11 protein-coding genes are annotated in these 8,024 nt (G+C 34.5%); 10 read left to right on the top strand and 1 reads right to left on the bottom strand.

Going from position 1 to position 8,024, the window contains the following annotated elements:
- From ACI32A_RS06205 to ACI32A_RS06195, 3 genes are all read left to right on the top strand, one after another.
- Positions 1 to 486, top strand: a 486-nt coding sequence (locus ACI32A_RS06205) for an Hsp70 family protein (protein WP_439754169.1), incomplete at its 5' end; no start/stop codon positions are given.
- A gap of 55 nt (positions 487 to 541) precedes the next feature.
- On the top strand, positions 542 to 1,654 hold the full coding sequence (gene dnaJ, locus ACI32A_RS06200) for a molecular chaperone DnaJ (RefSeq protein ID WP_439754168.1): 1,113 nt from the start codon (positions 542 to 544) through the stop codon (positions 1,652 to 1,654).
- Positions 1,655 to 1,754: 100 nt separating this feature from the next.
- Entirely contained in the window at positions 1,755 to 2,204 is a 450-nt protein-coding gene (locus ACI32A_RS06195; protein ID WP_439754167.1) for a helix-turn-helix domain-containing protein, read from the top strand.
- A 15-nt stretch (positions 2,205 to 2,219) separates the two neighbouring features.
- On the opposite strand, the gene ACI32A_RS06190 is transcribed toward ACI32A_RS06195, so the two are convergent.
- Positions 2,220 to 3,599 (bottom strand): polysaccharide deacetylase family protein, encoded by a 1,380-nt coding sequence (locus tag ACI32A_RS06190; protein WP_439754166.1) that lies wholly within the window; start codon positions 3,597 to 3,599, stop codon positions 2,220 to 2,222.
- A gap of 223 nt (positions 3,600 to 3,822) precedes the next feature.
- On the opposite strand from ACI32A_RS06190, the gene ACI32A_RS06185 reads away from it, so the two are divergent.
- The 7 genes from ACI32A_RS06185 to ACI32A_RS06155 all read left to right on the top strand — a co-directional run bounded on the left by ACI32A_RS06185 (position 3,823) and on the right by ACI32A_RS06155 (position 7,945).
- A complete protein-coding gene (locus tag ACI32A_RS06185; protein WP_439754165.1) occupies positions 3,823 to 4,362 on the top strand; it encodes a hypothetical protein in 540 nt (179 codons plus the stop codon).
- Positions 4,363 to 4,377: 15 nt separating this feature from the next.
- Complete coding sequence (locus ACI32A_RS06180; RefSeq protein WP_439754164.1) at positions 4,378 to 4,707, top strand: hypothetical protein; 330 nt, start codon at positions 4,378 to 4,380, stop codon at positions 4,705 to 4,707.
- A 108-nt stretch (positions 4,708 to 4,815) separates the two neighbouring features.
- Positions 4,816 to 5,247, top strand: a complete 432-nt coding sequence (locus tag ACI32A_RS06175) for a PTS sugar transporter subunit IIA (protein WP_154459306.1) — start codon at positions 4,816 to 4,818, stop codon at positions 5,245 to 5,247.
- Between the two features lie 53 nt (positions 5,248 to 5,300).
- Complete coding sequence (locus ACI32A_RS06170) at positions 5,301 to 5,792, top strand: PTS system mannose/fructose/N-acetylgalactosamine-transporter subunit IIB (RefSeq protein ID WP_154459305.1); 492 nt, start codon at positions 5,301 to 5,303, stop codon at positions 5,790 to 5,792.
- Between the two features lie 95 nt (positions 5,793 to 5,887).
- A complete protein-coding gene (locus tag ACI32A_RS06165; protein WP_439754163.1) occupies positions 5,888 to 6,718 on the top strand; it encodes a PTS sugar transporter subunit IIC in 831 nt (276 codons plus the stop codon).
- Between the two features lie 2 nt (positions 6,719 to 6,720).
- Positions 6,721 to 7,536 (top strand): PTS system mannose/fructose/sorbose family transporter subunit IID, encoded by an 816-nt coding sequence (locus tag ACI32A_RS06160; protein WP_154459303.1) that lies wholly within the window; start codon positions 6,721 to 6,723, stop codon positions 7,534 to 7,536.
- 70 nt (positions 7,537 to 7,606) lie between these two features.
- Positions 7,607 to 7,945, top strand: a complete 339-nt coding sequence (locus ACI32A_RS06155) for a hypothetical protein (protein ID WP_439754162.1) — start codon at positions 7,607 to 7,609, stop codon at positions 7,943 to 7,945.
- Positions 7,946 to 8,024: the final 79 nt, after the last annotated feature.

Genomic DNA, 8,024 nt, shown 5'->3' with positions numbered 1-8,024 from the left:
GCTCGTAGAGGGGTTCCTCAAATTGAAGTTAAATTTGATATTGATGCCAATGGTATTGTTCATGTTAGTGCAAAAGACAAAGGAACTGGAAAAGAACAATCTATCACAATTCAAAACTCTAGTGGTTTAAGTGATGATGAAATCGATCGTATGGTTCGTGAAGCAGAAGAACATAAAGCTGAAGATGATAAACGTAAAGAAGAAATTGATTTACGTAATCGTGCCGAAGGTTTCATTGCGCAAGTGGATGCGACTTTAGAAGACAATAAAGATAAAATTGATGCGAAACAAGCAGAAGAAACAAAGAAACTTCGTGATGATTTACAAAAGGCTTTGGATGAAAATAACATGGATGAAGTAAAAGCGAAGTTGGATTTGTTAGAAAGAGCAGCGCAACAAGCAGCCAGTCAAATGTATCAACAAAATCAAGGTTCACAATCAGCAGATGATGATGTAGTGGATGCTGAATTTACGGAAAAACATTAAAATTTAAAAGTTCTAGCTTTGCTAGAACTTTGTCGTGCTTGAAGGAGGATGAACCATGGCAGAAAAAAGAGATTATTATGAGGTACTAGGTGTTAGTAAAAGTGCCACACAAGACGAAATTAAAAAGGCCTATCGAAAATTAGCCATGAAATATCACCCTGATCGTAATAAAGAAGAGGGTGCCGAAGAAAAGTTCAAAGAAATCAATGAAGCATATGAAGTATTGAGTGACGAACAAAAACGTAAAACATATGATCAGTTCGGTTTTGCCGGAATGGATGGTGCCTTCCAGCAAGGTGGATTTAGTGGTCAGGGATTCTCTGATTTCGGCGGATTTGAAGATATTTTTTCTTCCTTTTTTGGAGGATCTGGTTTTGGAGGATCGAGTCGTAGAGCATCGAATTCTCCTCGTCCTGGACAAGATCGTTATATGCAGCTTCGCGTGGATTTCATGGATTCTATTATGGGAAAAACGGAAACTATTCCTTTGGAATTGGATGAACAATGTGACCAGTGCAATGGAACAGGTGCCCAAAGTCCAAGCGATATTGTGACTTGTTCTCGATGCAATGGAAATGGATATATTTTAACGCAGCAACAAAGTTTCTTTGGAACCGTTCAGCAACAAAGCGTATGTCCAGATTGTCGTGGAACAGGAAAACGTGTAACGCGTAAGTGTCGTAAGTGTAATGGAATGGGATATGAGCATAAGCGAATCAAAGTGGATATCAAGATTCCAGCTGGTATTCAATCGGGTCAGCAGCTTCGTATTCGTGGAAAAGGGGAACGTGGAACCAATGGGGGTCCAAATGGGGATTTGTACGTAGAAATCCTTGTGCGTTCACATCCAACATTTAAACGTGATGGAAACAATATTAATATCACAGTTCCTATTAATGCGTTAGATGCGATTTTAGGATGTAAAATTGATGTGCCAACGGTATATGGAGATTGTGAATTAACAATTCCAGAAGGAACACAGCCAAATACGCGTTTTGTGCTTCGTGGAAAAGGTGTTAAAACACGAAATGGTCAAGGGGATCAGTTTGTAGAAGTAACAGTTGAAATTCCTAAAAAGTTGTCTCGTAAAGAAAAGGAATTATACGAGCAATTGCGCAGTAAAGAAACAGAATCGGCTTTTGATCGTTTTAAAAGAGCTTTTAAATAGACTTTCGAGTCTATTTTTTTATTTTCTATCGATATTCTACAAATAAGGGATAGAAAAAATATATGTTTTTCTTTATTCTTTTGATTAGAGGAGAATGATAATGAATTTAATATTAATTGGACACTTTATTTCGAAAAAACGAAAAGAACAAAATTTAACACAAGAACAATTTGCACAACGAATTGGGGTTTCCAATAAAACAGTATCAAAATGGGAAACAGGAAAAAGTATGCCGGATTATTCGGTTGTACAATCTGTTTGTGATGAACTTCATATTAGTGTAGCAGAATTATTGGAGGGAAAAGAGAATGCAGAAATTCAAAAAGATGAAAAAATCATGGACTTGTTGAAAAGGATTCAGGATTTAGAGAAACAAAGAGAAAGTTTATATGGGATTTTATTAATCTTGATGGGAATTACTTTACTGGCGTTGTCTCGTACATTTGGTGGTTCGAATTTCAAAGATTTTTTATCAGGTTTTCTTTGTGGTTTGTCTTTAGTTGAAATGCTTTGTGGTGTATTTGTGGTTGGAAAAACATTACGAAAATAAAAAGGGCGATGCCCTTTAGTTATTGACGCCGTGGTGGCATATATAGGATGTTTCTTTGGAAATGGGCTTAAATACATAGCCCTCTTTTTTATAGTGTTCTATCACTTTTTCTAAAGCTTCTACGGTTGTATCTTTTCCATAAGCATCATGAAATAAAATCATAACTTTATCGCCTTTGCCAACATTGGATTGCTCAATAATAACTTCACTGTCGATGCCAAAACCAGCGGCATCTCCACTAGATACATTCCAGTCATAGTATTGATAGCCTTTTTCTTGAACCAATTGAACCAGTTCACTCATAATACCTTCTTTATAATTTTTACTAACTGTATTTGAGGAACCACCTGGAAAACGAATCACATTGGATTTTTCTCCTGTTAATTGAAAAACCATATCCGATATTTGTTGTAAGTCTTTAAAATAGTTATCCGATGAAGAATAAACATATTCATAATTATGAGTATAGGTATGTAATCCTATGGTATGGCCTTCATTATGTGCACGTGTAATTAAATCATTGTATTGCTGGCCATTGCCTGTCACAAAGAAAGTTGCTTTGACTTTGTGTTTCTTTAAAATATCCAACACTTTTTCGGTATTATAGCTTGGCCCATCATCAAATGTTAAATATACAACTTTCATATTGGCTTCTGCATTTTCTAATACAACAATATTTGATGTTTTCTTTGATTTATTTCCACTACGATCTTTAGCAACATATTCAATGGTATATGTACCAGGAATAGTAAAATCCACTTCATTGATGATAGAAACACTTGGATTTGGATCTAAGTCATCTGTAACGGAAACCGATTGATAGTCATAGCTTTGTCCTTGATAGACTTCAATGGATTCCTTGATTCCTTTTAGTTCAGGTGGCGTATTATCTTTAATTCTTGTAAGTGTACAAGATTCTGTAGTCTGGTTGTTATAGGAATCTGTGGCTTTGATTTCTATTTTTGTTTTTCCTTCTTTAGTATAATTTTTAGTTTCTATTGTAAAAGATACATCGGAAAAGTCTGTGCAGCTTTCTATAAATTTATCTGAAGTAATGTCTTCTATACAATCAGTTTTGTAGTCTTTAAGTTTTAAAACGGGTGGTGTTGTGTCTACAATTTGAATGTGACATTGTTTGGTTTTATTTTTATATTGGTATTCAATGTCGTATTCATCAATTTTAGTGGTATCAATTTTTTTATTGATGGTTACCTGGTCTTTGTTTGAAAAATAAATGAAGAATATATTGTCTTTGTAGTTGTATTTTTCATTGGCTTCAATTTGAAGGTTTGTGCTTTTTAAGATGATAGGATGTGTATATAAATAAAAGTGAAGGCCTATAAAAAACAGGCATATAGATCCTATCAATACGTAAATTTTCTTTATTTTTTTCATAATCATTTCCTCTTAATATCATACTAAACTATTGATATATATTTTACAATACAAAAATATAAAATGACATTTGTCATTTTATTATGTGACAATTCTTACTTTTTTTTAGAATAAATTGTTTTAAAGTATAAATATATCTTATTTCATTTTGCAGAAATTCGTTGTAATGTTATAATGTTTACAATTGAGTGAACGTTAAAGAAATGAAATGGAGTGAGAGTTTATGATGAATGAAATGTGGGTAAAACTTGTTGTGGGCTTGATTTTTGTGGGTTACACAAGTTATACAACATATAAAAGTATTCGCTTGTTTATCACGTTCCAAAAAAAATTTTCAAATTTTAAAGAGGTTCATAAAGACTATACAACGTACATTGATAATAAAATTCTTTGTATTGCTTCGGGTGTATTATCTGGCTTTTCTTTTGTGATGGCGTATTATTGTTTTATTCATCCTGAAAATGAACAACAATTTTATGTTGTGATGGCCTATCTATGTATTGGAATTATTTTTGTGGGACTAGCTTTCGAAACATATGTCCGTAAACGCTGTTTTTTTATTGAAGAAGGAATTTTTTATGTGGATAAAATTTATCGTTTCCGTGTTATGGTTCGTTTTGAACAAAAGAAACGTAGTTTATTCCGTAATGTTCGTGTGTTAATGGCAGACGGAGAGAAATTTGAAGTTTCGCATAAACTGGGTGTAAAACTAGAGGAATGTGCAAAAACACGTCGTTCTAAGAAAAAGAATAAACAAAAATAGAAGGGATACATTTATATGTCAAGAAGAAGAGGAACAAGTGCAAAAGCCACTGCGGCTACAATGGTTTTAGATGTATTAAAAAAACGTGGTGCATATAGTCCTGAAAAAGCAATTCCTGTTGCAGCTTTTAAAGATTTAAAATTAACGACAACAACAATTAGTTATACAATTTCAAACTTGGTTGAACAAGGTGTTGTGGGGCACACAGAAAATGATTTGTATTACTACGACGAAGAAGGATACAATCGTTTGTCAAAACGAGTATTCAGAGGGTATGCAGTCATTTTGATCATTCCAATCGTAGCTATCTTAGTTGTGTTCGCAATCCAAAAATTTATGGCATAAATTCACACATTATGTGAATTATGTGTTTTAAATTAGCGAAAACGCTTGCATTCAAAGGGATAGTGAACTATACTTAAAATAAAGAAAAATTTGGAGGAATTTATAATTATGAAATATGTAGTAATGGTATCTCATGGTGAATTTGCACCAGGATTACATTCAGCTGTAAGAATGATGACTGGAAATCGTTCAGATGTATTATCAACAAGCTTAAGAGAAGATATGAGTGCGGATCAATTTGCAGAAAACTTCGCGGAATTGGTAAAAGATTTTACAGCAGATGACCAAGTTATTTTATTGGCTGACATCTTAAGTGGTTCTCCATTTACAAATGCTTTAAATGTTTTAAGTGATAAAGGGTTAATTGGAAATACATTAATCATCGCTGGTATGAACATGCCATTGGCTATCACAGCTGTATTAATGAAAGATAATTTTGACGATTTAGCTACTTTAAAAGAAGTATTGTTAAGTGAAGGTCGTATGGGATTAACTGATTTCGTCGTTGAAACAAATGATGGCGACGATGATGATCTATAATAAGGGGCTTAAACGCAAAGCGTTAGCATAATCATCAATAGGAGGAGAAAATAATGATTACATTTATGCGTGTGGATGACCGTATCATTCACGGACAAATCGTTACAAGATGGTCAAAAGAATACCCTTGTGATGGAATCTTGGCAATCAATGACAAAGCTGCCACAACTCCTGTATTGGCTCAATCATTCAAAGCTAGTACAGATAAAAAAGTATTTGTATGGACAAAAGCAAAATTCAAAGAAAATGCTCAAAAAGTATTGGATTCACCAAAAAGATATTTCCTGATCACTAAGAACCCAGTTGACATGAAAGAATTATTGGTTGACTTTGGATTCGTACCAAGCGATGTTAAACGCTTGATCATCGGTCCTTGTAATGACCGTCCAGGAGCTACTAAATTAGGACAAAACCAATCTATTACGCAAGAAGAAGCCGATGCTTTAGAAGCAATCTCTAAAAAAGGATATGAAATTGAATTTGCGTTAATCAAAGAAAGCTCAATCGGTACTTGGGACAAATATAGAGGAAAATTTGGTTATTAATTTTTAAACATTATTTTGGTCAGATACTGCTATGATAGGTGAGCTCATAGTAGGTTTGATATATAAAAAATTCATAGAAAAAGGAGAGAAGATTTATGAGTTTAATTCAAGCAATTTTAATTGGTTTAATGTCTTGTACAGCTGCTTCTACAATTGCTTGTTTAGGAACTACTGTTGGTAACTATACTCTTAACAGACCATTAGTTGCTTCTTTGTTCGTCGGATTAATCATGGGTGACGTTCAAGGTGTTATTCAAATCGGTATTCCTATGCAAGTTATGTGGATCGCATTAGTTACACCTGGTGGTACTGTTGCATCTGACTTACGTGCCGTTTCTTATATTGGTATCCCTCTAGCATACGTTGGAGCTAAAGCTGCTGGTCTTGACTTCGGTGGAGAAGAAGCTTACGGATTATCATCATCTATTTCTGCCATGACTGGTGTTATCGGTATCACATTATTCTACGGAACAGCTATGATGAACTTAATCTGGCAACACTATGGATGGGCTCAATTAGATAAAGGAAACTTGGAAGTTGTTGGAAAAGTTGACGCTATATTCCCATTACTTTCACACTTCGTATTATCTTTCTTACCATGTACATTATTATGCTACTATGGATCTGGAGCTGTAGAACAATTGTTCCAAAACTTGACAACTGATTTATGGTACGTTAAAGCTATCTTAACAGTTGGTGCCGTATTACCTGCTGTTGGTATCGCTATCTTATTGAAATCAGTTATCGATAAAACTTCAGATTTATTATACTTCTTATTTGGATTCACATTGGCAGCTTCTATGGGATTAACATTAATCGGTGCTACATGTATCGGTGCTGTATTCGCGTTAATTAAATACGAAATGGCAATGGCTAAATTAGGAGCTGGACCTGCTGCTGCAGCTGATGAAGAGGAGGACATTTAATCATGAAAAAAATCTCTAAGAAAACTTTAAATAGTTCCTTCTGGCGTTGGTGGTATGGAAACTTAACTTGTTTCTCACACGAACACATGCAAACATTTGGATACATGTGGTCAATGTTACCAATCATTAAAGAATTGTATCCTACTCACGAAGAACAATGTGAAAAAATGCAAACTTACTATCCATTCTTCAACACTGAACCACAAATCGGATGTATCGTTGTTGGTATCACTGCTGGTTTGGAAGAAGCACGTGCTAATGGAGCAGACGGAATCGATGATGAAATGATCAATGGTATCCGTGCTGGTTTGATGGGTCCTTTAGCTGGTATCGGTGACTCATTAATCGTTGGTACATATATTCCTATCTTATTAGGTATCGCTTTAGGATTCGCTGAAGGTGGATCTGCAATCGGTCCTATTTTCTACATCGTTGTATGGAACGCTACTTCAATCTGGTTCCAACACTACATTTATTTCTTAGGATATAACTTAGGTGGATCTGCTGTTGAATTATTAGTTGGGGATCGTGCTACTGCATTCCGTAACGCTGTAATCACAATGGGTCAAGTAATCGTTGGTGCGATGGCTGCTTCTTGGGTTGCAATTTCAACAAACATCGTAATTGCTCAAGACTCAACTGGTGCTGACATCACATTAGGATCTAAATTAGACGGTGCTTATCCTAAATTATTGACATGCTTATTCGTATTATTATGCTGGTACTTAATGGCTAAGAAAGGTATGTCACCTGTTAAATGTTTATTATTGATGGTAGTTGTAGGATTCGTTGGATCTGTTGTAGGATTACTTGGATAATAAAACAAATACGGTTTTACGAAGAGAAGGACTCACCCCTTCTCTTTTTTTATTAGAAACGAGGGATTATATGCAATTATCGAGAAAAGAAAGAGAAATGTTATCATCAGATATTCAACAAGAATATGAAATGATAAAAAAATTAGGACGATGGATTCGCTATGGATCTGTATTTACGGTAGTGTTTGTTGCCTTAGCCATTTACGGATGGACAGGTATGGTGGATCCTTTAATTCCCAATGCATCAGAAGGTTTTCGTACATTTAGTAAATGGGTAGGATTGATTGGAGCGATTCTTTGTGGCTTATTTACTTTACTTGTATTTTTAGCACATGGTAATGGTAAAAAAAGTGTACAAAGAAAAATCAAATTATTTGATGACAGCAAAAAAAGAAAATCCGCAAAATAAGGCCATTAAGGTCTTTTTTTAATTTACGCTAAGTTCAACTAAAAAGTTGATAATTGTACGTCAATAATGTCAATTTCAG

Source organism: Floccifex sp. (assembly GCF_051873555.1).
Classification (GTDB): domain Bacteria; phylum Bacillota_I; class Bacilli_A; order Erysipelotrichales; family Erysipelotrichaceae; genus Floccifex.
This window is presented reverse-complemented; position numbering and strand designations above follow the sequence as displayed.